Annotated in this window: 20 protein-coding genes; 7 read left to right on the top strand and 13 right to left on the bottom strand. The window is 71.9% G+C overall.

All coding sequences use genetic code 11. The features are described 5' to 3' along the window. Nucleotides 1–31: 31 nt before the first annotated feature. Entirely contained in the window at nucleotides 32–1,339 is a 1,308-nt protein-coding gene (locus OG259_RS05350) for an MFS transporter (RefSeq protein WP_328941128.1), read from the bottom strand. Between the two features lie 155 nt (nucleotides 1,340–1,494). Here OG259_RS05350 and OG259_RS05345 point away from each other — a divergent pair, with 155 nt between their 5' ends. From OG259_RS05345 to OG259_RS05335, 3 genes are all read left to right on the top strand, one after another. Next, a complete protein-coding gene (locus OG259_RS05345; RefSeq protein ID WP_328941127.1) occupies nucleotides 1,495–2,529 on the top strand; it encodes a LacI family DNA-binding transcriptional regulator in 1,035 nt (344 codons plus the stop codon). 202 nt (nucleotides 2,530–2,731) lie between these two features. Then, nucleotides 2,732–3,001: a hypothetical protein gene (locus OG259_RS05340; RefSeq protein WP_328941126.1), complete on the top strand. Its 270-nt coding sequence runs from the start codon at nucleotides 2,732–2,734 to the stop codon at nucleotides 2,999–3,001. A 191-nt stretch (nucleotides 3,002–3,192) separates the two neighbouring features. After that, a complete protein-coding gene (locus OG259_RS05335; protein ID WP_266899654.1) occupies nucleotides 3,193–4,380 on the top strand; it encodes a thiolase family protein in 1,188 nt (395 codons plus the stop codon). Between the two features lie 142 nt (nucleotides 4,381–4,522). On the opposite strand, the gene trxA is transcribed toward OG259_RS05335, so the two are convergent. Then, nucleotides 4,523–4,888: a thioredoxin gene (gene trxA, locus OG259_RS05330; protein WP_266899656.1), complete on the bottom strand. Its 366-nt coding sequence runs from the start codon at nucleotides 4,886–4,888 to the stop codon at nucleotides 4,523–4,525. A gap of 115 nt (nucleotides 4,889–5,003) precedes the next feature. On the opposite strand from trxA, the gene OG259_RS05325 reads away from it, so the two are divergent. Beyond that, entirely contained in the window at nucleotides 5,004–6,452 is a 1,449-nt protein-coding gene (locus tag OG259_RS05325) for a dihydrolipoyl dehydrogenase family protein (protein ID WP_328941125.1), read from the top strand. Nucleotides 6,453–6,459: 7 nt separating this feature from the next. On the opposite strand, the gene OG259_RS05320 is transcribed toward OG259_RS05325, so the two are convergent. After that, nucleotides 6,460–7,065 (bottom strand): TetR/AcrR family transcriptional regulator, encoded by a 606-nt coding sequence (locus OG259_RS05320; RefSeq protein ID WP_328941124.1) that lies wholly within the window; start codon nucleotides 7,063–7,065, stop codon nucleotides 6,460–6,462. Nucleotides 7,066–7,265: 200 nt separating this feature from the next. On the opposite strand from OG259_RS05320, the gene OG259_RS05315 reads away from it, so the two are divergent. Both OG259_RS05315 and OG259_RS05310 read left to right on the top strand, forming a co-directional pair. Continuing rightward, a complete protein-coding gene (locus OG259_RS05315) occupies nucleotides 7,266–8,681 on the top strand; it encodes a purine-cytosine permease family protein (RefSeq protein ID WP_328941123.1) in 1,416 nt (471 codons plus the stop codon). 69 nt (nucleotides 8,682–8,750) lie between these two features. Beyond that, nucleotides 8,751–10,424 carry an amidohydrolase gene (locus OG259_RS05310; protein ID WP_328941122.1) on the top strand — a complete coding sequence of 558 codons (1,674 nt, stop codon included), beginning with the start codon at nucleotides 8,751–8,753 and terminating at the stop codon, nucleotides 10,422–10,424. A gap of 112 nt (nucleotides 10,425–10,536) precedes the next feature. On the opposite strand, the gene OG259_RS05305 is transcribed toward OG259_RS05310, so the two are convergent. The 4 genes from OG259_RS05305 to OG259_RS05290 all read right to left on the bottom strand — a co-directional run bounded on the left by OG259_RS05305 (nucleotide 10,537) and on the right by OG259_RS05290 (nucleotide 13,370). Next, nucleotides 10,537–11,454, bottom strand: coding sequence for a F510_1955 family glycosylhydrolase (locus OG259_RS05305; protein WP_328941121.1), 918 nt, complete (start codon nucleotides 11,452–11,454; stop codon nucleotides 10,537–10,539). Nucleotides 11,455–11,561: 107 nt separating this feature from the next. After that, nucleotides 11,562–12,239 carry a DUF305 domain-containing protein gene (locus OG259_RS05300; RefSeq protein WP_328941120.1) on the bottom strand — a complete coding sequence of 226 codons (678 nt, stop codon included), beginning with the start codon at nucleotides 12,237–12,239 and terminating at the stop codon, nucleotides 11,562–11,564. Nucleotides 12,240–12,331: 92 nt separating this feature from the next. Then, complete coding sequence (locus tag OG259_RS05295; protein ID WP_328941119.1) at nucleotides 12,332–12,823, bottom strand: hypothetical protein; 492 nt, start codon at nucleotides 12,821–12,823, stop codon at nucleotides 12,332–12,334. 199 nt (nucleotides 12,824–13,022) lie between these two features. Further along, complete coding sequence (locus OG259_RS05290) at nucleotides 13,023–13,370, bottom strand: tetratricopeptide repeat protein (RefSeq protein ID WP_328941118.1); 348 nt, start codon at nucleotides 13,368–13,370, stop codon at nucleotides 13,023–13,025. A 120-nt stretch (nucleotides 13,371–13,490) separates the two neighbouring features. Here OG259_RS05290 and OG259_RS05285 point away from each other — a divergent pair, with 120 nt between their 5' ends. After that, nucleotides 13,491–14,456 carry a pirin family protein gene (locus OG259_RS05285; RefSeq protein ID WP_328941117.1) on the top strand — a complete coding sequence of 322 codons (966 nt, stop codon included), beginning with the start codon at nucleotides 13,491–13,493 and terminating at the stop codon, nucleotides 14,454–14,456. A 128-nt stretch (nucleotides 14,457–14,584) separates the two neighbouring features. Here the strand turns inward: OG259_RS05285 and OG259_RS05280 are convergent, their stop codons facing one another. From OG259_RS05280 to OG259_RS05255, 6 genes are all read right to left on the bottom strand, one after another. Further along, complete coding sequence (locus OG259_RS05280) at nucleotides 14,585–15,106, bottom strand: glycoside hydrolase family 3 N-terminal domain-containing protein (RefSeq protein ID WP_328947000.1); 522 nt, start codon at nucleotides 15,104–15,106, stop codon at nucleotides 14,585–14,587. 230 nt (nucleotides 15,107–15,336) lie between these two features. Next, on the bottom strand, nucleotides 15,337–16,902 hold the full coding sequence (locus OG259_RS05275; RefSeq protein WP_328941116.1) for a sulfatase family protein: 1,566 nt from the start codon (nucleotides 16,900–16,902) through the stop codon (nucleotides 15,337–15,339). A gap of 41 nt (nucleotides 16,903–16,943) precedes the next feature. Then, on the bottom strand, nucleotides 16,944–17,897 hold the full coding sequence (locus OG259_RS05270; protein ID WP_443051917.1) for a formylglycine-generating enzyme family protein: 954 nt from the start codon (nucleotides 17,895–17,897) through the stop codon (nucleotides 16,944–16,946). A 49-nt stretch (nucleotides 17,898–17,946) separates the two neighbouring features. Next, complete coding sequence (locus tag OG259_RS05265; protein WP_328941114.1) at nucleotides 17,947–19,620, bottom strand: FAD-binding dehydrogenase; 1,674 nt, start codon at nucleotides 19,618–19,620, stop codon at nucleotides 17,947–17,949. Between the two features lie 107 nt (nucleotides 19,621–19,727). After that, on the bottom strand, nucleotides 19,728–21,197 hold the full coding sequence (locus tag OG259_RS05260) for a sulfatase-like hydrolase/transferase (RefSeq protein WP_328941113.1): 1,470 nt from the start codon (nucleotides 21,195–21,197) through the stop codon (nucleotides 19,728–19,730). After that, complete coding sequence (locus tag OG259_RS05255; protein ID WP_328941112.1) at nucleotides 21,190–24,267, bottom strand: glycoside hydrolase family 2 TIM barrel-domain containing protein; 3,078 nt, start codon at nucleotides 24,265–24,267, stop codon at nucleotides 21,190–21,192. Before OG259_RS05255 ends, OG259_RS05260 begins: the two co-directional genes overlap by 8 nt. Nucleotides 24,268–24,279: the final 12 nt, after the last annotated feature.

Genomic DNA, 24,279 nt, shown 5'->3' with positions numbered 1-24,279 from the left:
TCTGACGGTGCTCGGCGGACGCCGACCGGGGTCAGCGCACGCTGCGGATGGGGCGCACGGCGAGTGCGCCGAGTACCGACAGTACGGCGGCGATCAAGAACAGTGCCGTGTACCCGCCGCTCAGGGAGACGATCAGCGAGGCCACGAACGGGGCGACGATCTGCGGCCCCGCGTTGGCGACGTTCAGGACACCCATGTCACGGGCCGCGTCCTCGGCCTTCGGCAGCACCATGGTCACCAGGGCGGTGTCCACGGCCATGTAGCAGCCGAATCCGAGGCCGTTGACGGCGGAGAAGGCGAGCATCCCGGTCCAGCTCGTCGAGGCGGCCGGGATGAGCAGGGCCAGGGCGGCGAGCGCGGCGGAGGCGCCGACGAAGAGCTTGCGCCGGTCGTAGCGGTCCGACAGCCAGCCGCCGAGCACGGTGGAGACCACCATGGCGACGGCGTTGAGCGGCATGAGGATCGCCACCGCGTCCTCGGGGCTCAGTCCGGCGGGCAGCTCGGTGTGGTCCTTGAGGATGTACAGCTGGAATCCGGCGACGGCGAAGTAGCCGAGGATCAGCAGGGCGCGGCCGATGAAGGCCCAGCGGAAGTCGTGGTTCTTGAGGGCGCTGCCGAAGGCCGCGAGCTGCTCCTTGACCGGCAGCGGGGCCTTCGGAGGCATGCGCCGCTCGCGGGCGCAGGCCGTGAACAGCACGGCGGTGGCCGCGACGATCGCGCCGAAGACGAGGTAGCCGGTCCGGTAGTCCTCGGAGAAGGCTGCGCCGACGAGGGCGCCGATCGTCGAGCCGATGGGGAGACCGAGGCCGACGGCCGCCGAGGCCTTGCCCCGGGCGGCCAGGGGCACCCGGTCGGGCACCACGGAGGTGAGGGCCGCCTGGTAGACGTTCATGACGGCCTGGCCGAGGCACCAGGCGATGGTCACCAGCAGGATCGTGTGGACGCCGCCGAGGAGCAGCATCACCGGCAGGGCGAGCAGGCCGCCGGCGAGGATCCACGGGTTGCGGCGGCCCGAGCGGTCCGAGAGGGCGCCCGCGACCGGGTTGAAGACGGTGGCGAAGATCGCGGATATGCCGGAGACGAGGCCGAAGTTCGCCACCTTGTCGGCGGGGTCGATGTCCTCGATCTGGAGCGCGAGGAGCATCCCGGGAACGCCGACGTACAGGGCGTACATCGCGGTGTTCCCGCCGAGGAGCAGGGGCAGCAGGCCGCGCGTCGGCCGGCCTGCGGGGGAGCCGGGGACCGGCGCGCCGGTCCCCGGGGTGATGGAGCCGGACGGGTCGGCGGGGGTACCGGACGAGCCGGTCTCGGAGCCGGTCCCGGCGGAGGAAAGGGCCACGGTGCCCTCCTGGGGAGATCGCCCGACGAGGGGGCGAGAAGCGGATCGAACGAGGTAGTGACACGTGTCAGTGACACGTGTGAGCATTGTGTAGCACTCGTTTCCGGCCATCCGCCAGACCCTGGGCCGGATCGTTCTGGAAAGATGCCGGAGCGATGAGCCAGCCAACCGAACGCACTCCCGAACGCCCCACCGGGCGCGCGGTCCCGACCAGCGCCGATGTCGCCCGCCTCGCGGGCGTCTCCCGGGCCACCGTCTCGTACGTCCTGAACAACACCTCGGCCGTCCGCATCAGCGAGCCCACCCGCCGCCGGGTGCGCGAGGCCGCCGAGGAGCTCGGGTACGTGCCGCACGCCGCCGCCCGCAGCCTGCGCGCCGGCCACAGCCGGATGGTGCTGCTGCCGACCTCGCACGTCCCGGTCGGGCCCCTCTACAGCCAGTTCTTCAACGAGTTCCAGTGGGCCCTGCGACGCCTCGACTACACGGTGGTCCAGTACGGCAGCGTCGGCCTCGAAGGCGAGGAGGCCGCCCGCGCCTGGGCCGAGCTCCGCCCGGTGGCCGTGGTCTCGCTCGGCGAGGTCCGGCTCACCGGCCAGGGCGTCGAGATCCTCAAGCGGTCCGGGGCACGGGCGGTGATCACCCTCGGCACCCAGGGCGTCGAGGGCACCCACGCCCTCGTCATGGACCAGGGGCGGGTCGGCGAGGTGGCCACCGCCCACCTCGTGGAGAGCGGACGGCGCCGGATCGGCGTCGTCATCCCCGAGGAGCAGGGCCTGGCGATGTTCTCCGGTCCCCGCCTCGAAGGCGCGCGGCGCGCTGTCGAGGGCACCGACGCCACCGTCGTCCCCCTGCCGCTGCGGTACGAGGAGGAGTCGGCGAACGCCCTCGCGGCGCGCTGGCGCGAGCTGGGCCTCGACGGGGTCTTCGCCTACAACGACGAGTACGCCATGCTCCTGATGCGGGCGCTCCAGGACGCGGGCGTCGCCGTGCCGGAGGACACCGCCGTCGTCGGCGCGGACGACCTGCTCCTGGGCCGGCTGCTCAGGCCCCGGCTCAGCACCGTACGGATCGACATGGTGCTCGGACGCGAACTGGCGGAGCTGGTCGACCGGGCCGTACGGGAACCGGAGGTCCCGCCCCGCACCCGCGCCCTCCTCGCCTCGGAGGTCGTCCGGCGGGAGTCGAGCTGACCGGTCGTCCGGCAGGCCGGCGGCCGGGCGCCCGTCCGGTGAAAGGCCTCCGGTCCGGTCGTCCGGCAGTACGTTCCGGTCCGCTTGTCCGACGGCACGTTCCGGGCCGTTCGCCGGGCGGAACGCCCGGGGAGACCTCGTCCGGCGGGGCCGCCGGACCGGTCGTCCGGCGGGAGGCCCGTCGAGCGCTTAGCGTCGGTGCATGAGCACAGTTCCGCAGCGTTTCGAGATCCTGCTGGTGCCGGCGCACGTCGAGGACCGGGGCGGCGCCTCCGTCACGGACAGCGCGGTCCGTACGGCCGTCGTCGAAGCCACCGGACGGCACGGCGAGTCGGGCTACCCGATCTACGAGGGCCACGGAATGAGGGCCGACATCGACCCCGAGACGCGCACGGTGGAGGCGCTGCTCGTCGACGGACGCGAGCTCGACTACGGCCTCACGGCCCTCGCCCGCCCGGCGGAACGCGGCTGACCTGGGGTGCTTCCTCGCCTCATCCCTTCGGCTCCCGCCCGGGCTCCCACGGCCGTGTCCCGAAACGGCCCGTTGACATGGCGGTTTTTCGGGCAGAGACTCTGCGCGCGCGCCAAGACGAAAGTCTTTAGGGCGAAAGTCCTTTCACCAGGCGAACAGAGTCGTTCCGAAGGTCACGTGGGAGAGAACCGATGAGCATCCGCGACGTCTACATCGTCGACGCCGTCCGCACCCCGATCGGGAAGTTCGGGGGCTCCCTCGCCCCGGTGCGCCCGGACGACCTCGCGGCGCACGTCGTCCGGGCCCTCGTGGACCGCTCGCCCGCGCTCGACCCGGCCCGCGTCGACGACGTCTACTTCGGCGACGCCAACGGCGCCGGAGAGGACAACCGCGACGTGGCGCGGATGGCCGTCCTGCTCGCCGGGCTGCCCGTCTCCGTGCCCGGCGTCACCGTCAACCGCCTCTGCGGCTCCGGTCTCGAGGCCGTCGTCCAGGCGGCCCGCGCCATCGCCCTCGGCGACGCCTCCGTGGCCATCGCCGGCGGCGTCGAGTCGATGTCCCGCGCCCCCTGGGTCCTGCAGAAGCCCGAGCGGGCCTTCCCCGCCGGCCACCAGCAGCTCCACTCGACGACCCTCGGCTGGCGCATGACGAACCCGCGCATGCCCGCCGAGTGGACGGTCGCCCTCGGCGAGGGCGCGGAACTCGTCGCCGACAAGCACGGCATCACCCGCGAGCAGCAGGACGCCTTCGCCCTCGCCAGCCACCGCAAGGCGGCCGAGGCCTGGGCGAAGGGGCTGTACGACGACGAGGTCGTCCCCTACCCGTCGGTGGACCTCGCCCGTGACGAGTGCATCCGCGACTCGACGTCCATGGAGGCCCTCGCCAAGCTGAAGCCCTCCTTCCGACCCGAGGGAGGCACCGTGACGGCGGGCAACTCCTCCCCGCTCAACGACGGCGCGGCGGCCCTGCTGCTCGTCGACGAGGACGGACTGCGCGAGACCGGCCGGGAACCGCTCGCCCGGATCCGTACCTCCGCCGTCACCGGCATCGAACCGCAGCTCTTCGGTCTCGGACCGGTCGAGGCGGTCCGCCGGGCCCTGGAGAAGGCGGGCCGCTCCTTCGCCGACCTGCGGACCTTCGAGCTCAACGAGGCCTTCGCGGCCCAGTCGCTCGGCTGCCTCGCGGAATGGCCGGAACTCGACCCCGAGATCGTGAACCCGCGCGGCGGCGCCCTCGCCATCGGCCACCCGCTGGGCGCCTCGGGCGCCCGCCTCGCCGGATCGGTGGCCCACCAGCTGGCGGCGGCCGGCTCCGGCACCGGCCTCGCCGCCCTCTGCATCGGCGTCGGTCAGGGGCTCGCCCTGGTCCTGGAGCGCTGAGGCCCCACCGAGCCCGCGCCGCGCGCCGGCGCGCGGCGCGGGAACACACCCGGACAGCACGCGAGGGAGCGCGGCGGCCGAGCCCCCGGGACAGCGCGCGAGGGGGGTACGGGAGCGACTCCCGTACCCCCCTCGCGGTGGGTCACTGCTGCTTGGCGTCCTCGACGGACTTGCGGACCTCGTCCATGTCCAGCTTCCGGGCCTGGCCGATGACGTCCTCGAGCGCGGCCTCGGGCAGCGCGCCGGGCTGCGAGAAGATCGCCACGTTGTCGCGCACGATCATCAGCGTCGGGATCGAGCGGATCTCGAACGCCGCCGCCAGCTCCGGCTGAGCCTCGGTGTCCACCTTGGCGAAGACCAGGTCCTCGTGGCGCTTCGAGGCGGCCTCGTAGACCGGACCGAACTGACGGCAGGGACCGCACCAGGAAGCCCAGAAGTCGATCAGGACGAATTCGTTGCCGCTCACGACCTCGTCGAAGTTGTCCTTGGTGAGCTCTACGGTGCTCATGCTTCCTACCTTTCGGGGATCTCCTGGCGGTGTCCTCACGGTCCCCTGGGGACTCGCCCGGCACAACGGCGTATCGAGCCGCGCTATTCCGCACCGCTGAGCCAGACTGTCACCCATGACGCGAACGGTGGAGAGCGAGCACGAGTACGAGTACGACGTGGTGGTCCTGGGCGCGGGTCCGGTGGGGGAGAACGTCGTCGACCGGGTGCGGGCCGCCGGCCTCAGCGCCGCGATCGTCGAGAGCGAGCTGATCGGCGGCGAGTGCTCGTACTGGGCCTGCATGCCCAGCAAGGCGCTCCTCCGCCCCGTGCTCGCCCGCTCCGACGCCCGAAAGGTCGCCGGCCTGCGCGAGTCGGTCTACGGTCCGCTCGACGCCCTTGAGGTCTTCGCCCACCGGGACGCCGTCGTCGGAGACTGGACCGACGACGGCCAGGTGGACTGGCTGGACTCGATCGGCGTACGGATCTTCCGGGGCCACGGCCGCCTCCTCGGGCCGCGCCGGGTCGAGGTCGCGGGGCCGGAGGGCGAGCGCCATGTCCTGACCGCCCGGCACGCGGTCGTCGTGTGCGCCGGCAGCCGCGCCGTCCTTCCCGATCTGCCGGGCCTGACCGGGGCACGGCCCTGGACCAGCCGCGAGGCGACCAGCTCCGACCGGGTGCCCGGGCGGCTGATCGTGGTCGGTGGGGGAGTGGTGGGCGTGGAGATGGCCACCGCCTGGCACGCGCTCGGCGCCGAGGTCACGATGCTCGTCCGGGGCGAGCGCCTGCTGCCCCGGATGGAACCCTTCGTCGGCGAGCACGTGGCCGCGGCGCTCACCGCGCGGGGCGCGGATGTCCGTACCGGCGTCACGGTCAGCGCGGTGGTACGCGACGGGGGTACGGGACCGGTCACCGTCGTCCTGGAGGGCGGTGACCACGTCGAGGGCGACCAGGTGCTCTTCGCGACCGGCCGGGCTCCTCGCACCGAGGACATCGGCCTGGAGAACGTCGGTCTGAAGCCGGGCTCCTGGCTCGACGTCGACGACAGCCTCAAGGTGACCGGCAGCGACTGGCTCTACGCCGTCGGGGACGTCAACCACCGTGCGCTCCTGACCCACCAGGGCAAGTACCAGGCCCGGATCGCCGGTGCCGCGATCGCCGCCCGCGCCGGGAACACCGAGCCCCTGGACGGGGCGAGCTGGGGCCCGCACGCGGCCACCGCCGACCACGCCGCCGTACCGCAGGTGGTGTTCAGCGACCCCGAGGCGGCCGCCGTCGGCCTCTCGCTGGCCGAGGCCGAGCGCGCCGGGTACCGGGTCCGGGCGGTGGACCTCGACATGCGTCAGGTCGCCGGGGCGGGGCTCTACGCCCAGGGCTACCGCGGGCACGCCCGGATGGTCGTCGACCTCGACCGGGAGGTCGTCCTGGGCGTGTCCTTCGTCGGCCCGGGCATCGGCGAGCTGCTCCATTCGGCGACGGTCGCGGTCGTCGGCGAGGTCCCGATCGCCCGCCTGTGGCACGCCGTTCCGTCGTACCCGACCCTGAGCGAGGCGTGGCTGCGTCTGCTGGAGGCCTACCGGGGCTGACGGGCCGTCAATTCGTCGTGCCGCCCGGGACGTCGTCCGTATCGGAGGCGTGGGAGGCGTACGGGGTGACGAGCGCCCGTGCGGCCGACCGGGCGGCCTCCAGGGCGGGCCGGGGATCGCGGCCGGACTCCTGCCCCAGGACGACCCGGGTGCTCAACCCGTCGAGCAGGGCCAGGAGTTCGGAGGCGCGGGCACGGACGTCGAGCGGGGCGAAACGCCGTCGGGCGACCCCTGCCGCGAGCAGTGCCTCCAGGTCCTCCTGCCAGCCCCGGTCCAGCTCTTCCTGTGCCTCGCCGAGCGCGCTGTTGCCGGGGGTGCGGGCCCACAGCTCGATCCACAGGGTCCAGCGCGGATCGCGCGGGCCGCGCGGCAGATAGAGCCGGAGGAACCCGTCGAGCTTGCGTTCGGCCGTGGTCCGCCGTGACAGCAGCGCGCGACGCTCCTCGGCGAGCGCGGCCTCGCTCCACCGCAGCGCGGCGAGCAGCAGCAGGTCCTTGCTGCCGAAGTAGTACAGGATGTGCCCGCCGCTGGTGCCCAGTCGCTCCGCGAGGGCCGACATCGTGAGCGAGGAGAGGCCGTCCTCGGCGATCGCCGTCATGGCCTCCTCCAGCATGCGTTCCTGGGTGACGTGTCCGTCCCGCCGTCGTGCCGACCCTGCCACCGCCACTGTCCCCGTTCCGCCGATCCGCCGGTGCCTTTGCTCCGGGTCGACCCTAATCGCAACCCCGAAGGTCTTGACGTGGCCGGAACCCATCGCACATCTTGAATGCCATTCTAAAACTTAGAACGGCATTCAAGATCAGGAGGTGCGGTGTGCTCGGACACGAGACGGCGCCCGGGACCACGGCGGCCACGGTGACGACGGCCCGGGACGAGGTGTTCCAGGTCGAGGAGCACGGGATCGACCCCATACCCGACGCCGAACGCCACGGCAGCGCCAAGGACGTCTTCTGGCTCTGGTTCGGCTCCAACCTCACCTTCACCTACGTGATCAACGGCGCCCTCGCCGTCGCCTTCGGGCTCTCCTTCTGGCAGGCCACCGCCGTCGTCGTGATCGGCGGTCTCTCCTTCCTCGCCATCGGCGCGGCCGGACTCAGCGGCGTCCGCACCGGCACCGCCACCCTCGTCATCTCCCGCGCGGCCTTCGGCCGACGCGGCAACTGGCCGGCCGGACTGCTCAACTGGATCGTCAGCATCGGCTACACGATCGTGAACACCGTGGTGGGCACCCTCGCCCTCGAAGCCTTCTTCGCCGACCTCGGCTGGAGCGGCGGATCCACCGCCCGGGCGCTCGCCCTCGGCGTCACCCTCGCGCTGACCTTCGCCGTCGCCCTCTGGGGCCACGCCACCGTCCAGTTCGCCGAGCGCTGGATGGCCTACGTCCTCGCCGCGGGATTCGCCGCCCTGCTCGTCCTCGTCCTGCCCGGCGCCGACACCTCCGCCCCCTCCGCCGCGCCCGGCGCCGCCGGCTGGAGCCTCGCCTTCGTCGTGATGCTCGCGGGCCCCTTCTCCTACCTCCCCATGCCCGCCGACTACACCCGCTATCTGCCCCGCACGACCTCCCTCAAGGCTGTGACCTGGAGCGGAGCCCTCGGCGGCTTCGTCTCCTCCGTCGCCCTGGGCGTCGCCGGGGTGGCCGCGGCGACCCAGGTCGACATGACCGACGCCGTCGCCGGCACCGAGAGCCTCCTCCCCGGCTGGTTCCAGCCGCTCTTCCTGGCCCTGGTCCTCGGCGGGTCGGTCACCAACTCGATCATCACGCTCTACTCGTCGAGCCTGAACCTCCAGGTCCTCGGCATCCCCTGGAGCCGGGCCCGCGCCATCGTCATCAGCGCCGCCGTGACGGCCGTCGGCTCCCTCGGCGCCCTCTTCCTCACCGACTTCACCACCTCGCTCCTCTCGTTCCTCTCCCTCCTGATCATCGTCTTCGCCCCCTGGGGCGGCGTCTTCCTCGCCGACATGGTGCTCCGCCGCTGCACGTACGACTCCGCCGGACTGCACGCGAGCACCGGCGGCGCGTACGGGTACCGCTCGGGCTGGCACCCGGCGGGCCTGATCGCACTCGTCTCCGGCCTCCTCTTCTCGGCACTCACCTGCGACTCCGAGCTGTGGACCGGCCCGCTCGTCGCCCCGCTCGGCGGCGCGGACCTCACGCTGCTCGGCGCGGGAGTCTCGGCCCTGGTGTACGTGCTCCTCGCCCGACGAACAGTGGCGCCGGTACGCGGCTGAGGTCGCCCCTCACACCACCCCGGCACCCCCTTCACCACCCCTCGTACGCACGTCACGGAGTCACCCGGCATGAACAGCACCACCCCCGCCACCGCGCACACCCCCGTCCCCGCCGACCTCCTCCTCACCGGCGCCCGGATCCACACCGTCGACCCCGCGCTCCCCGAGGCCGAGGCCCTCGCGGTACGTGACGGCCGGATCGTCTGGATCGGCTCCGACGCCGAGGCCGGCGCCTGGGCCGGGCCCGGCACCCGGGTCCTCGACGGCGGCGGACGGCTCGTCCTGCCCGGCTTCGTCGACGCCCACAACCACGTCCGCCTCGGCTCCGACGACGCCTGCGTCCAACTCGCCGGCGCCCGCACCCTCGACGCGATCCACGACCGCATCCGCGCCTGGCACACCGCACACCCGGACGCCGAGTGGATCGAGGCCGAGGCCTTCGACTACTCCGCCGTCCCCGACGGTCGCATGCCCACCGCCGCCGACCTCGACCCGGCCACCGGCGACACCCCCGCCCTCGTGCTCAGCTACGACGTCCACACCGCCTGGCTCAACACCGCCGCCCTCCGACGGCTCGGCGTCGACCGCGACCACACCGACCTCCCCTTCGGGCGGGCCGTCACGGACCCGACGACCGGCGAACCCACCGGTTTCGTCAAGGACTTCGCGGTCAAGGGGCTCTCCCGCGACGGTCACCGCGCCCTTCGCGAACTCGGCGTCCCGTGGGCCTCGCCGGACCGGCAGTACGGCCGCCTCGCCAAGAGCCTCGACGACGCCATCGCCTTCGGCATCACCACCGTCGTCGAACCCCAGAACTCGCTCGACGACCTCGCCCTCTTCCAGCGCGCCCGCGCCGAGGGCCGCCTGCGCTCCCGGATCGTCGCCGCACTGTTCCACCCGCGCGGCACGACCGACACCGACCTGGACGAATTCCAGGCCGTGGCCGAGGAGTTCGCGGACGACCGGCTGCGGGTCGGCCCGCTCAAGCTGTACATCGACGACGTCGTGGAACCCCGTACGGCCGCCCTCCTGGAACCGTACGCCGGCTGCTCCCACCACCGCGGCGACACCTTCTACCCGCCCGAGGAGTTCGCCGACCTGCTCACCCGGCTCGACGCTCGCGGCTTCCAGTGCTTCGTCCACGCCACCGGCGACCGGGGCATCCGTACCGTCCTCGACGCCGTCGAGCGGGCGCGGGCCGCCAACGGGCCGCGCGACGCCCGCCACCAGATCGTCCACGTGGAGTGCCTCGACCCGGCCGACACCCCGCGCTTCGCCGCGCTCGGCGTCGTCGCCTGCATGCAGCCCCGGCACGCTGCCCCGGACATCGCGGGACCGGGTCAGGACTGGGCCGAGAACGTCGGCCCCGACCGCTGGCACAAGGCCTGGCCGCTGCGCAGCCTGAGCGAGGCCGGCGCGGTCCTCGCCCTCTCCAGCGACTGGAACGTGGCCGAGATGGACCCCATGGTCGGCATCCACGCCGCTGTGACCCGTCGCCCGCCCGGTGGCGGGGAGGCCTGGACGGCGGGCGAGACGATCGACGTCGTCGCCGCCGTCGAGGGCTACACGATGGGCTCGGCGTACGCCAACTTCCTGGAACACGAGCGGGGTTCGCTGACGGTCGGCAAGCTGGCCGACTTCGTCGTCCTCTCCCGCGACATCCTGCGCATCGCCCCGGAGGAGATCCCGGGCACGGTGGCGGAGGCGGTGGTGGTGGGCGGGGAAGTGGTCGTGGAGCACTGAGGGGAGCGGCGGCGCGGAGCACCGGTGGGGGTGAACGGCTGCCGGGTCCGGGTGACCCGGCGGCCTTCGCTGTGGGGATGCCGGCGTCGTGGGACGCCGAGGCCGCCGTCGGTCAGTGGCCGTCGTTCCCGGACTTCACCGCCATCCGCCGCTCGAAGGTGAGGCCCGCGTCCCGGGACTCGTACACGCCGTCCTGAGTCGCGACGAGCAGACGGCGGGCGTCCACGACCGTGAGCGCCTGCGGGCCTCCGCCCGGGACGGTGGAGACGCGCGTCCATCCGGTGCCGCCGCCCGTACCGCGGAAGAGGACGCCGTTCGGATCGATGCCGAAGAGGGCGTCGGGGGCACCCCAGGAGACGTGCGCGAGGACCCGGCCCGCACCCGGGGCGAAGCTCCTGCCGCCGTCCGTGCTGCGCGCCACGCCGGTCTCGGTGGTCGCGAGGACGGTGCTCGGGGCGGTGGGGGAGACGGCGATGTCGAGGGCGCGCAGCGTGGCACGGTCGTCCCAGGTGACACCGTCCGCGCTGACCCGCAACAGGCCGTTGGCGCTGTCGTACCCGTAGACGGTGGAGTCGGGGGCGGTGTCCAGGGCGTGGAAGTCGACCTTCCCGGCGAGTGACTTCTCCCGCCAGGTGCGTCCGGAGTCCGTCGACGCGATGAGACCGAGGTCGGCGGGCCCGTCGCCGCCGGGGGCGGGGTGGCCGCTTGCGAGGAAGGCACCCTCGGCGGTGACGGTGAAACCCATGAAGTCGTCGCGGCGGTCGCCGACCGGGGTCGGTCGGCCGTCGGCGTCCGGGGTGTGGAGCCCTTGGTGGGTGGCGACGTAGAGGGTGTCGCCGCGGACGCCGAGGCCGTGGATGTGACTGAGGGCCGCACCGGACCCGCCCTCCGGGGCCGCGGCCCCGGACGACGAACACGCGGTGAGGGCCAGGGCCATGGTGACGGCGGTGGCAGCGGCGGTGAGGGTGGGGGTGCGGCGGAGGGAAAGGGGGAGAGTGAGGGCCGAGAGGCCGGAGAAGGGCTTCTTCATCGTTCTTTCGCCTGAGGATCAGGGGATGCGGCGGGGGCGGCCCGCCCCGGGGAGGGACGGGCCGCCTGCGTCACGCGCGGGTACGGAACGGGTGGAGCCGGGCCCGGTCAGAGGCGGGCGAGGACCTTCTTCAGGGTGGCGACCTCGGCGGACTGGGTCCGTACGACGTCGTCGGCGAGCGCCTTGGCCGTGGCGTTCCGGCCGTTCTTCTGCTCGTCCTCGGCCATGTCGACGGCGCCGTCGTGGTGGGCGATCATCAGCTCGGCGAACTTGCGGTCGAAGGCCTTGCCCTTGACGGCGGCCAGATCCTTCATGTCCTGCTCGGACATCATTCCGGCCATGCCGTGACCGCCCGCGCCGCCGGAGCCGTGTCCGGCGGACTCGGGCTTGCCCCAGCCCTTGAGCCAGGCCTTCATCTTCCGGATCTCCGGGTCCTGGGCCTGCTCGATGGCGGTGACCAGCTTCTTGACCTCGGGGTCCTCGGCCCGGCCCTCGGCGAGCCCCGCCATCTCCAGGGCCTGCTCGTGGTGGGGGATCATCATCTGCGCGAACATGACGTCCGCGTCGTTGAAGGCGCCGGGGGCGGCGGCCGCGGTGGCAGCGGCCGAGGCGGAGGCGGAACCAGGGGTGGAAGCCGCTGCCGACGGGGACGCGGAAGAGGACGCGCCGTGGTCCATTCCGCTCTTGCCGTCGTCCGTGCCGCAGGCGGTGAGCAGGAGCCCGGTCGCGGTGGCGGCGCCGATGAGGGCGAACTTCCGGGCGCTGCGGTGGGTGAAGGAACGCATGGGTGATACCTCGTGTGCTGGTCGTACAGACGGAAATGGGCAGGCCGAAGGCGTTCACGGGCAGCGCGAGGCGCCCGCGGTGGCGGTATGGCCTAGATCCGCAGGACGGACAGCCGGGCGAGGTCGGGAGGTCGGGGCGGGGGCGCGTGCGGCCCCAGCGCGGGGGTGAGCCGCGCGAGAAGGAGCGCCATCCAGTCGGGGCGTCGTCCGAGCGCGGCCCGGACGAGCCCCATGAGCAGCCAGCCGGTGAGGACGGCCACGCACAGCGTGGTCATGTCCATCCCCGTGCCCGGTTCGTGCCGGGCGTCGGAGTCGTCGCCGTCGTGGGAGGCGGCGCCGGAGTGGTGGGCGGACGAAGTGGTCTCCATGCCGCCGCCGGAGTGGTGGGCGGACGCGGAAGTGGTCTCCATGCCGCCGCCGGAGTGGTGGGCGGACGCGGAAGTGGTCTCCATGCCGCCGCCGGACCCCTCCGGGTGGCCGACGGCATGCATCAGGAACACCCCGAGCGCGAGCACGACGACGAGCAGAAGGTGCGCCAGGGCACCTTCTGCTCGTCGACGGCGTTCTGCTCGGTGTGTACGCACGGCCAGGACCTCCTGGCCGCCGAATATACCGGACGGGGGTATCAGGGCGGCGTCAGGAGGCGCATGGCGGATGCCCGCGTCGGAGCGGCGGCGTCACGCGCCGAGCCAAGGCGACGCTGTCACACCACGCGCAAAGGCGGCGGTGTCACGCCCGACGTCGGACCGTTTGCGTCGGACCGGCCGCGTCGGACCGGCCGCGTCAGGCCGGGGGAGTCTCGCCGGCCATCGCGGCGGCCATCCGCAGGTGCGGCGCGGCCTCGTCCGTGCGTCCCAGGCGCTCCAGGGTGCGACCCAGCATCAGTCGGGCGTAGTGCTCGACCGGGTCGCGCTCCAGGATCTCCCGCAGCTCCGCCTCGGCGCGGGAGAGCTGGGCGGAGTGGTAGTAGGCCCGCGCGAGGAGGAGTCGCTGGGCCGTCTGCTCCGGGTGCTCGGCGACCAGGCCGCGCAGGACGCGCACGGCGGTTCCGTACTCCTTCGCGTCGAAGAAGAACCGGGCCCGGTCCCAGCGTTCGCCGGCGGTTCCGAACTCGTAGTACGTGTCGCTCACTTGCTCGCCCTTTCCAGAGGCCCGGATCTGCCACCCTGTGGGGTGGTCGACCAGGTCAACAAACCGAGATGGTTGAACATTCCACTATGGTCACTCTCTCCGGACAGGAACAGGTTGAGCATGAGCAATCTTGATCGCCAGGCCGCGCTGACCGTGTGCGGCGGTCGCGGATTCGTCGTCGCCGAGCCGGTACGGGAACTCCTCAGCCCCCGCCACGTTCAGCTCGGAGAGTCGACCGAGGTCCGCCGACTGCTCCCCAACCTGGGCCGCCGGATGGTCGGAGCCTGGGCCTTCGTGGATCACTACGGGCCTGACGACATCGCCGACGAACCGGGCATGCAGGTTCCGCCGCACCCGCACATGGGACTCCAGACCGTCAGCTGGCTCCACGACGGAGAGGTCCTGCACCGGGACTCCACCGGCGGCCTTCAGACCGTCCGGCCGCGCGAACTGGGCCTGATGACCTCGGGCCGGGGCATCTCCCACTCGGAGGAGAGCCCCACCTCGCACGCCCGCTTCCTCCACGGCGCCCAGCTCTGGGTGGCCCTCCCCGACACCCACCGCCATGTGGAGCCGCACTTCCAGCACCATGCCGACCTGCCCCGGATCACCACCGCGGGCCTCACGGCCACGGTCATCCTCGGCGAGCTCGACGGCGCGATCTCGCCCGGCACGACGTACACCCCGATCGTCGGCGCCGATCTCGCGCTCACGGCCGGCACCGAGACGAACCTCCCCCTGGACCCCGACTTCGAGTACGCCGTCCTGGCCATGTCCGGCGAGGCCCATGTCGACGGCGTCCCGGTCCTCCCCGGCTCCATGCTCTACCTGGGCTGCGGCCGCACCGAGCTGCCCCTCCGCGCGGTCTCCGACGCCGGCCTGATGCTCCTCGGCGGCGAGCCCTTCGAGGAGGAGATCGTCATGTGGTGGAACTTCGTGGGCCGCACGGACGAGGAGATCCGCAAGGCCCGCGAGGAGTGGATGACGAGCGACCGCTTCGGCGAGGTGAAGGGCTACGACGGAGACCGGCTGGACGCACCGGAGGTCCCGGCGGCCCACCTGAAGGCCCGGGGGCGGGTGCGCTGACCTGCGCCTTTCTCCTCGTGGGCGATCCCAGAAGAAGGTTCGCTCGACCATGTCTCCTGCTTTCGGTGTGCCACTGGGAGGGGTGGTTTCGCAGCCCCTACCAGCGGCGCAGCCGATGCGGCGTGCTTCTACGGCTCGTCGGCGGTGACGCCGGCGCCAGCGCCACGGCCGTCTCCGTGCCAGCGAGGTGACGTCGTCGCGGCTTGCCGAGCTGTGTGCCGTGTTCTCGCCGATGAGCATCGTGGTGCACTTCCGCATGCCGGATTACGGACGACAGCGGAGCGAATAGGCTCATTTGGTTGCTGGCTCCTGCGGGTGAGGAGTCTGCTGTCGTGTCCTGGGGAATTGATGCACGTGGGGTTGTCGGTGGGCCGGCAGACAAGGCGGGTATCCGGTACGAGGACTGGTGGACCGCGCTGAGGGTGGCGGAGATCCTGCGTGGAGAAGTGCTCGAAGTTCCGTCCGCACAGTGGACTGCGCTTGATGTTGATGCCTGGGCCGAGCACCACGGAGACACCGAGGGCCGAAGCCTCGCGTGCCACGGCCGCGCCGACGCGGTGCGCGAGTTCCGGGTCCAAGGAGGAGCCGAGGGTGACGGCGGGCGGGAAGCAGGTGGCCGGGAGGCTGTGGCGCGAGACGACAGCCTCGATGGCATCGCCTCCCGGACGCTGGATCCCGTGGGGGCCGTCCGAGAGGTCAGCGCTCGGACCACGTCTCGTACGGGCGTGGTGGTTCAGCGACTGCCGCCCGAGGTGAGCGCCGCCTGTTCTGCCGGCGAGAGGGCCGCGCCGGGGATGCCGGAGGTGCGTTCATGAGGGCTTCCAGAGGTCGGGACGTGATGAGCGGGACGCGGGCGAGGAAGGGGGCCGGGGCCCGCGCCTCAGGTCGCGGCTGCTCGCCGTCCGAAGTGGGCTAGCCACCCCTGGAGGATCTCCGGTGAGCGGGGCTCGTGGGGGGCGTGCCAGGGGACCGGTACGGAGAGGGTGGCGAGTCGCTGCTCCAGGTGGTCGGCCAGGTGGGCGCGGCCGGTGTCCCTGAGGTGCTGGGCGTAGGGACCGGGCTGGCTGTAGTAGATGGGTCCGGTCTGGAGGTTGGCCTGCATGGGGTCGGGCAGGCAGCCGGGCCGGCCGGCGTACTCGTTCCACCATTCGGCGAGATGGGAACGCATCAGAGTGGCGAGTTCCTGCTCCTCGTCGATGAGGTTGTGGGTGAGGTAGGGGTCCTCGGTGAGGTGGAAGAGCTGTTCCCACTCGGTGCGGAAGGTGCCTGGGTGGTAGGTGCGGATGTAGAGGTGGTCGCGGGTCCGGACGGCCCGCTGGTACGTCATGGCGCCGTGGCCGAGGACCAGGTACTCGCGGGAGTCGATCCGTTCGCCGCGCAGGGCGGGGGCGAAGGAGGTGCCCTGCCATCCGGCGGGCTTGTCCAGGCCGATGAGTTCGGCGAGGGTCGGGGCCAGGTCGATGTTGTAGAGGAGCGCGTCGTTGTGGCGGGCCTCGTCGGGAAGTTCGTCCGTGAGGCCGGGCCAGTAGACGACGAGGGGGAGCCGGTGGACGGGTTCGCTGGCCATGCCGTGCTCGGCGTACATGCCCAGCTCGCCGAAGGACTCTCCGTGGTCGGCGCTGACGATCACGGCGGTGTCGCCGGCGATGCCCAGCTCCTCCAGGGTGTCCATGAGCTGCCCGAAGTAGTGGTCCCAGTAGCTGATGGCTCCGTCGAAGCCGTTGACCAGGTGCTCGAAGTCGGCCCGTGAGGCGACCGCGTCGGGCATGTTGTGGGGCACCGGGGAGGTGCCTCGGGGGTTCTTCAGCGAGTGGTGGAGGTCCAGGGCGCTGCGCGGCCCGTAGATCTCGGCGTGCGCGGCGATGGTCTCCTCGTCGGGCCACGCCTGCACGGGCCCGGAGGCTGCCATCTTCTCGGTCCACTCGGCGGGCTGGGTGTAGTTGGTGTGCGGCTCCCAGTAGGTGAGGTGGAGGTACCAGTTCTCCTCGTCCTTGTGCCGGCGCAGCCAGTCGACGGCCGCTCCGTTGATGTCGGGGGCCTCCTCGTCGCCCCAGTTGGCGCTGGCGCGGATCGACTCGCGGAAGTTGCCGTGGAAGAAGTACGCGCGGTGGCGTTCGGCGAAGACGGAGATCGAGGCGGTGTAGTGGTCGCCCCATCCGAGCCATTGGCCGAGGAGCGGCCGGTGCGGCTCGGGGCCGTGTCCCGCTTCGAGGCGGAACTGTGCGTCGGCGCCGTAGTGGCCGATCACTCCGTTGGTGATGCCGAACTGGCCGCTCGTCAGCGCGGCCCGGGAGGGCAGGCACGGTGAGTCGGAGCAGTAGTAGCGGTCGAAGACGACCGACTTGTCGGCGAGCTTCTGGAGGTTCGGAGTGGTCGGACGGTGATAGCCGTAGGGGGTGGTGTGGTCGGCGCGGAGCGTGTCCACGTCCACGTAGATGATGCGCAAGGGAAACTCCTGGCTGTGGATGTTCGGGAGGTGTCGATGAGTCAGGCATCGTGGGCGGCGAGGGTCCGCACACAGCGGAAACCCGTGTTCCCGCCCGAGGCGTCGACGGCGTTGGCCGTGCGGGCGGCGACGCGATAGCGGTTGCAGTACGACGCGTGGCACATGTGGGAGCCGCCCCGCATGGCCTTTGAGGTACCCGTCGCGGGGCCCTGTGGATCAACGAGGGGCGCGGTGGTGCCATGGCCGGTCGACCACCAGTCGGAGCACCACTCCCACACGTTGCCGGCCATGTTGTACAGGCCGTGGCCGTTGGGCTGGAAGGCGTCCACCGGGCAGGTGCCGCGGTAGCCGTCGGCCGCGGTGTTCCTGGACGGGAACTGCCCGCGCCAGATGTTGCAGCGGAACGTGCCGTCCGGGTCGAGTTCGTCCCCCCAGGGGTAACGGCGCTGCTCCAGGCCGCCGCGCGCGGCGTACTCCCATTCGGCTTCGGTGGGCAGCCTCTTGCCTGCCCAGGTGCAGTACGCCTGTGCGTCGTTCCACGAGACGTGCACGACCGGGTGGTCACCACGGCCTCGCAGGGAACTGCCCGGTCCCTCCGGGGACCGCCAGTCCGCTCCCGTCACCCCGCACCACCACGGCGTGGCTTCGGGCCTGGGCGAAACACGGCGCAGGGCCGCGGGCAGGAACCCGGCGAAGACGTACGACCACCCGATACGTTCGGCCTCCGTACGGTAGCCGGTGGCCGCGACGAAGGCTTCGAACCGGTCGTTGCTCACCGCGTGGGCGTCGATCAGGAACGGCGAGACACGGACCTTGCGGACAGGGCCCTCGCCGTCCTCCGGGTATCCCTCGCTGTCGTCCGTGCCCATGAGGAACTCGCCGCCGGAGAGCGGGATCATCTCCGCCCGGTCGTGGCCCGACGCTCCCACGCCCGTCGCGGTGACCGGCATCGGCATGGAGCGTGCGCCGCCTGACGGAGTGCAGCAAGCGGACATGGAACCTCCTGTTGGGGGCTGGGCATGGGTCTGGTGGTGCGTACGGGCGTCAGCAGACGGCCGCGGCGGCGGCGCGGCCGGCTTGGCGGCCGCTGAAGAGGCAGCCGCCGAGGAAGGTGCCTTCGAGGGCGTTGTAGCCGTGGACGCCTCCGCCGCCGAAGCCGGCGACCTCGCCTGCCGCGAAGAGGCCGGTGACGGGTCGGCCGCCAGGGCCGAGCGCTCGCGAGTCGAGGTCGGTCTGGATGCCGCCGAGGGTCTTACGGGTCAGAACGTGCAGCTTCACGCCGATCAGCGGGCCGGCCGCCGGGTCGAGGATGCGGTGGGGGACGGTCGCGCGGCCCAGGCGGTCGCCGAGGTAGCGGCGGGCGTTGTGGATGCCCTGGATCTGGGCGTCCTTGCTGTAGGGGTTGGCGATCTGGAGGTCGCGGGCCTCGATCTGCCGCCGGATGTGATCGGAGTCGAGGAGCGGCCGGTCGGTGAGCTCGTTCATCCCGCCGACGAGTTCGTCGAGTGTGTTCGCGACGACGAAGTCGGCGCCGTGCTCCATGAACGCGGCGACGGGGCCGGGGGCGCCCTTGCCGAACAGGCGGGTGCGCAGGAACGCCGCCCGGTCCTTGGCGGTGATGTCCGGGTTCTGTTCGGATCCGGAGAGGGCGAACTCCTTCTCGATGATCCTCTGGGTGAGGATGAACCAGGAGTGGTCGTGTGCGGCGATGTCGGGGGTCGTGCGCAGGTGCCGCAGGGTGCCCAGGGTGTCGTAGCCGGGCAGACACGGGTCGGGCAGGCGGCGGCCGAGGGCGTCGAACCACAGGGGGGAGGGGCCGGGCAGGATCCGGATGCCGTGTCCGGGCCAGACGGGGTCCCAGTTCCGCAGCCCCTCGGTGTAGTGCCACATGCGGTCGCGGTTGACGAGCCGGGCGCCGGCGCGGGCGCTGATGTCGAGCATCCGTCCGTCCACGTAGGCGGGCACGCCGGTCACCATCTGTGTCGGTGGCGTGCCGAGCCGTTCGGGCCAGTGCTGTCGTACGAGGTCGTGGTCGGCGCCGATGCCGCCGGTGGTGAGGATGACGGCCTGGGCGGTGAGTTCGAACGGGCCCGTCGTCTCCCGGCTGGTGGTGACCCCGCGCGGGGCCGGGTCGTCGGCCAGGTGCTGCCCACGCACCCCCGACACGGTGCCTCCTTCGACGACGAGTTCGTCGACGCGGTGGCGATGGTGGAAGGTGAGCAGGCCGGCCGAGGCCGCCTGCTGGGCGGAGCCGGCGAAAGGCTCGACGATGCCGGTGCCGGTGCCCCAGGTGACATGGAAACGGGGGACGGAGTTGCCGTGGCCGCCGGCCCGCAGGCCGCCGCGCTCGGCCCAGCCGACAGTGGGAAGGAAGCGGATGCCGTGGCCGGTGAGCCAAGGCCGCTTCTCCCCTGCGGCGAACTCGACGTAGGCGCGCGCCCAGCGAACCGCCCAGGCGTCCTCGTCGTCGAGCCGGTCGAAGCCCGCGCTGCCCTGCCAGTCGCTCCACGCGAGGTCGAGGGAGTCCTTGACGCGCAGGCGTCGTTGTTCGGGCGAGTCGACGAGGAACAGCCCGCCGAAGGACCAGTACGCCTGCCCGCCGAGGTTGTTCGGGCCCTCCTGGTCGACAAGGGCGACCTTCCGGCCTCGGCTGGTCAGTTCATGGGCGGCCACCAGGCCGGCGAGTCCGGCCCCGACGACGATGACGTCGGCGTCCATGCTTTCTGTTCTCCGTTTCTGTGGTTCGCGATCAGCTTCTGTGGCCGAGTCGGGTCGGGCGGGTCGGGCGGGTCGGGTCCGGTCCGTCCGGGGACGTCCGGTCCGCGTCAGCGCGGCTCGGTCCGTGCCGGTGCCGGTGCGGGCGCGGGCAGTTCGACGCCGGGCAGCCGGGGATCGGTGGCCGAGGGGATGGTGTCGGTGGTCTCGACCAGCCAGGTGAACAGGGCCTGGTGCATCCGCTGTTCGACCTCTCGGTGGGCGGGGAGTCCGGCGAGGTTGCGGCGCTCTCCGGGGTCGTCGACGCGGTCGTAGAGCTCGGGAGACTCGTACAGCCTCCAGACATACGTCCACTCCTGGTCGCGGACGGCGTACGCCTTGCCGACCAGCGTCGGCTCGTCCGAGGCGAGTTGGGTGCGCAGGTCGTAGGGGAATCTGCCGGGCTCGAGCTGGTGCCGCTCGGCCGTGGTGAAGCCGCCTTCGGTGAAGGCGAAGGCGCGGTGCTCGGTGCCGGGGTCCTTCAGCACGGGCAGCAGGCTGCGTCCGAAGTGGCGGTGCGGTGCGGAGATGTCGGCCATTTCCAGGACGGTGGGCAGGATGTCGACGAGTTCCACCATGGCGGACGACTCCTGGCCCGCCGGCAGGCCCCCGCCGGAGATGATCAGCGGATTGCGCGTGATGCAGGGATGGAAGGAGGTGGGCCACTTCTCGACGAGACCGTGGTCGCCGAGGTACTCGCCGTGGTCCGTGAAGAACAGGGTGACGGTGTCCGCGTCGTCGACCTGCGCCATGACACGGCCGAGGTGGTCGTCCATGCGGGAGACCATGCCGTAGTAGGTGGCGACGACCTCCTGCCACAGTTCAGGGGTGACCCGGTCGAGTCCGTAGCGCTTTCTGATCGCCTCCATGTAGGCGGGTTCCCCGGCCGTCGTCTCCGCCGGCTCGAGCGGTGCGGGGAGCGTCTCCCTGTCGTACATCGAGAACCAGGGCTCGGCCACCTCGAACGGCGGATGGGGAGCGAGGATCGGGACGAAGAGAACCCACGGGGTGTCGGGCGGACTGCTGAGCCACTGCTCGGCCGTGCGGATCGTCGCCTCGTCCAGGTCGGTCCTGCCGTCGTCCGGTACCTGGCCGCGGTAGAAGATCCTGGCCCACACGTCGCCGCCCGGCCACTCCTCCGGTGTGTTGCCCGCGTGCGGGTGGACGGTGGGGAGTGCGGCGAATCCGTGCTCGTTCACGCTGAGTTCGGTGACGCCCGGGGCGAACAGGTCTCCGCGCATGCCCGCCCAGGTGACGTGGTACCCGGACTCCTTGAGGATCCGCAGCAGATTGGGCTCCCACGGCTTGACCAGGTGGGTCTGCGTGCGGTGGCCCGTGGTGTGGGGGTAGAGCCCGGTCATGATCGACGCCCGGCTGGGGGCGCAGATCGGGTTCTGGGCGTAGGCGTTGGTGAAGCGGGTGCCTCGGGCCGCCAGCGCGTCGATGTTCGGGGTGCGGACATGTGGGTTGCCGAAGGCCCCGATGGCGTCGGCGCGCAGCTGGTCGGGGACGAAGACGACGAAGTTGGGGCGTTCACGCATGGGAGGATCGGCCTTTCTCGGGGAGCGGGGTGGTGGCGTCGGTCGTGTCGGGTGTTTCGAGCCACCAGGTCCAGCTGTGGCGGCCCGGTCCGACGCGGTATCGGGGCAGGGCGTCGGGTCCGACCGAGGCCGTGCCGAGCCCGCGGTGCGCCACGTCGAAGTGGACGAAGGTCTGCGGCCTGGGGGTGAGTTCCCAGACGTGGCGGACGGCGGTGAGGTCGGCGACCGTGTGGTGGGAGGCGTTGAACTGGCAGGGCCGGTCGAAGCCGAGTACCAACGTGGTGCCGTCGGCGCCTATGAGCCCGGCGCTCACGGTGCCGGCGCGGCCGCCGTTCTCCTGGGGGCTCAGGTACGGCACGGCGAGGTCGCCGACCGTGGAGGTCCAGGTGCCGGTGAGGGCGGAGGCGCGCCGGTCGGGATAGGTCTCGTGGGGGCCGTCGCCGGTCCACCGCACGGTCTCGAATCCGGGCCGGGTGGCGAGGACGACGCCGAGGCGGGGCAGGTCGGTCACCTCGGCGGGTACCAGGACGTGTTCGTCGAAGCGGAGTCGCCCTGGCGTCTCCTGAGTGATGACCTGGAGGTGTTCGATCTCGTGACCGTGGGCGGTCGTGTACCGGGCACGGACGGTCGCTTCCTTGTCCGGGTCGGCGACGTCGACGGAGACGAGCTGCCGGGTGACCCGTGCCAGTCCGGTGGCGTCCAGGCGGGGGCGGACGAGGCGGCCGTTGTCGTTGTCGGTGAGCGCGCGCCAGAAGCTGAGGCGTGGGGCTTCGGCGAGCAGCGGGTGGACGAGCAGGCCGGAGGCGTCGAGCCGTACGGCACCTTCCGCGTCGGGTACGGGGTGAGGGGACGTCGCGGTGGGGGAGTAGCGGGGCTCTTCGAGCAGCACCTGCTGGACGGCGATCTCGGTGCCGGCGGGCGCCCATGTCGTCGCGAGTGCGGTGGTGACGTGAAGGCGCAGGGCGAGGACAGGACCGTCCTGGCCGTCCTTCAGAGCGGTGGTGATGGTGTCCGGCAGCGGGACGCGGGCGCTGCCCTGCGGTGGGACGGCGGGTACGTCGAGCGGGACTTCGGGGCCTGTCCCGGTGGCGGTGACGACCCGGGCGGTGAAGCAGAGGTCGTCCAGGTGAGCGAAGTGGCGGGTGCTGGCGAGTTCCAGGAACCCGGCCCGGGCCTGCTCGGCCGTCGAGGTGACGTGTACGGGTGCGAAGGTGTGCCGTACCTCGTACATCGCGGGGTGAGGGGTGCCGTCGGGGAAGAGGAGACCGTCGGCGCAGAAGTTCCCGTCGTTGGGTTCGTCCCCGAAGTCGCCGCCGTAGCGGTAGCGTCCGTCGCCGTCCGGGTCGAGGCCGTGGTCCCACAGCTCCCAGATGAAGCCGCCCTGCAGGCCGGGGGTGGAGCGGATGACGTCCCAGTAGTCGGCGAAGGAGCCGTTGGAGTTGCCCATGGCGTGCTGGTACTCGCACATGATCAAGGGCCGGTCGGCACGCGGGTGCCGGGCGTACCCCTGGATGGCCTCGATGGTCGGGTACATCGGGCAGACGATGTCGGTCTGGTGGTGGCCGGTGTGCCAGTCGCTGCGGACGGCCCCTTCGTAGTGGAGGGGACGGCTGGGGTCGTAGGAGCGCACCCAGGCGGCCGCGGCGTCGTGGTTGGTCCCACTGCCGCTCTCGTTGCCGAGCGACCAGGCGACGACGCTGGGGTGGTTCTTGTCGCGCAGCACCATCCGTGAGACGCGGTCGAGGAAGGCGGACAGATAGCGGGGGTCGTCGCACAGGGTGGTGGCGAAGTCGTGGGCCTCGATGTTCGCCTCGTCGAAGACGTAGAAGCCGTACTCGTCGGCGAGGTCGAGGAGCTCGGGCTGGTTGGGGTAGTGGGCGGCGCGGATCGCGTTGATGTTGAACCGCTTGAGGAGGGCGAGTTCGCCGGCGATCTGCTCGCGGGTGAGGGTGCGTCCGGTCCGCGGGTGGAAGTCGTGCCGGTTGACGCCCTGGATCCACACCCGGCGCCCGTTGACGAGGAAGTCCTGTCCGCGCACCTCGACCCGCCGGAAACCGACGCGCAGCCGGGTCGAGTCGACGACCCGGTCGTCGCTGCCGAGAAGGTCGACCGTGACGTCGTGCAGGGCGGGTGCCTCGGCGCTCCACGCCGCGACCTGCGGCACGGCGAAGGTGAGGGTGACGCGCCCGGCAGGCGGGGGGAACATGGCGGCGTGGATGTGTCGCGGCACGTCGACGAGCGGCTCGGGGACGGGAAGTCCGGCCGCAGCGGCGCAGAACAGGCCGAAGACGTCGACGTCGGCGAGTTCCGGCGGCAGCGACCTGGGCATCTCGCCCTGCTGCCGTACGGGAACCGCCTGCTCGCCCTGCTGACCGGCGGCCCGCACTCGTACCCGCAGCGGCTCGTCGGGCAGACCGGCTGCCGGGCCGGCGGTGTCCACGCGGAGGGTGAGGGTGCCGTCGCCGGTGGCGGGGTCGTAGTCGGCGATCGCGTGGACGTCGGCGAGGTAGGTGGGGGGCGTGCTGTAGAGGTACACGTCGCGGGTGATGCCGCCGTGCCACCACTGGTCCTGGTCCTCGATGAAGCTGGCGTCGGAGTACTTGACGACCGTGAGAAGCAGCTCGTTGCTCCCCGGGCGCACGGCGCCCGTGATGTCGAACTCGGCGGCGAGGTGACTGTCCTTGCTCATGCCGACGTCCTGGCCGTTGACCCGGACGAGGAGGACGCTCTCGGCCGCCCCGACGTGGAGGACGATCCGGCGGCCCTCCCACGCGGTGGGGAGGTCGAAGCCGCGTCGGTGGAGACCGGTGGGGTTGTGGGCCGGCGGTTGCGGCGGATGCGTGGAGAACGGCATCCGTACGTTGGTGTAGTGCGGCAGATCGCCGGTGTCCTGCATGGTCCAGGCGCCGGGGACGTTCAGCGGACGCCAGGCGTCGAGCGGTGCGACGTCAGGTGCGGACAGCAGCTGGAAGTCCCAGGTGCCGGCGAGGTCGAGCCGGTCGTGGTGGGTCAGGGCGTGGAGGGGCTCCCGGCCGCGGGAGACCAGTTCAGGAGTGTTCCAGGGGTGCATGGGTTCTCTCGG

It is taken from the genome of Streptomyces sp. NBC_00250, from assembly GCF_036192275.1.
Taxonomy (GTDB): domain Bacteria; phylum Actinomycetota; class Actinomycetes; order Streptomycetales; family Streptomycetaceae; genus Streptomyces.
This window is presented reverse-complemented; position numbering and strand designations above follow the sequence as displayed.